The organism is Pseudomonas sp. K5002 (genome assembly GCF_013386655.1).
Taxonomy (GTDB): Bacteria; Pseudomonadota; Gammaproteobacteria; order Pseudomonadales; family Pseudomonadaceae; genus Aquipseudomonas.
In genome coordinates this window covers 1-882 of the sequence record NZ_JACARK010001546.1, presented here as the reverse complement: position 1 = coordinate 882, position 882 = coordinate 1, and the positions used below count along the sequence as shown (strand labels likewise).

The following is an 882-nucleotide window of genomic DNA, read 5'->3' as shown; positions in this document are numbered from 1 at the left end:
CGCAACGGGCGATCCGCCGGGACTTTCGCCCGCAAGGCCTCGTACTCCAACGCCGCAACCAGCCCGCCAAAGCTGGCGCGGCCCTGGGCCCATTCGGCCGGGATCGAAACGTCCAACGGGTGGCTGCGGGCAGCGTCGAGCAAATCACTAAAGCGCATGGCGGTCTCAACTTGAAAAAGGAGTTGAGGGATCTTAACCAGCCGGCCTACACCATGCAGCGCCTATTCCGGCCAAAATCCCGGACAGATAGGTCGCAGGGTCAAGCGAAGCAGTCGGCGTTCAACTTATCCAAAACCCGATCCGCCTGCCCTTCCGCCTCGGCCATGGTGCGGTGCCAACCAGGCACGCACGCCTGCAAATCGGGCTCGTGCCCGGCTTGCGCCAGCCATTGCCAGCAATCGTGCCAATCACCCAGGGCGCCCTGGGCCGCCTTGAGACGCGATATGGCTTTGGGCGGTAGCTTGTTCAGCTCGGGATAAGCCTCGGCCGCATAACGCACGCGCTTGATCAACAGGCGCAGGCGATGACGGTCGTGGTTGGGGTCGTGCAGCGCTTCGCCGAGCTTCTTCCATTGCTTGGCCAGGCGTTTTTCAATGCGCGTGCGCAGGCCCTTGAGCAATTTCTGCCGTTGGGAGGCGCGGATAAAGCGGGGGAATGCTTCGAGGATCAACAGCAGTTGCGCCAGCTCAGGCCCTTGTGCAACCGAGCGGTAGGTGGCCGGCTGCTGCCGGATACGCCGCTCGGCCGCCTCATGATGGCCGTGTTGGTGGAGGTACGCCGCCAGCACTTCGCGGTCGCGAAATGGCGTGGTCAGTTGGCCGACGGCACTGGCGGCCGCCTCGAGTTGCTCGACACCGGGCAACCCGCGCAATGGCCGCAACA

At 64.2% G+C, this 882-nt stretch carries 1 protein-coding gene and 1 pseudogene; both read right to left on the bottom strand.

The window, feature by feature from the left end:
• A pseudogene (locus HX846_RS37835) lies at nucleotides 1-158 on the bottom strand (thioesterase family protein); the annotation flags it as partial.
• A gap of 101 nt (nucleotides 159-259) precedes the next feature.
• Nucleotides 260-882: CHAD domain-containing protein (locus HX846_RS37830; protein ID WP_178967538.1), on the bottom strand; the 623-nt coding region annotated here is incomplete at its 5' end.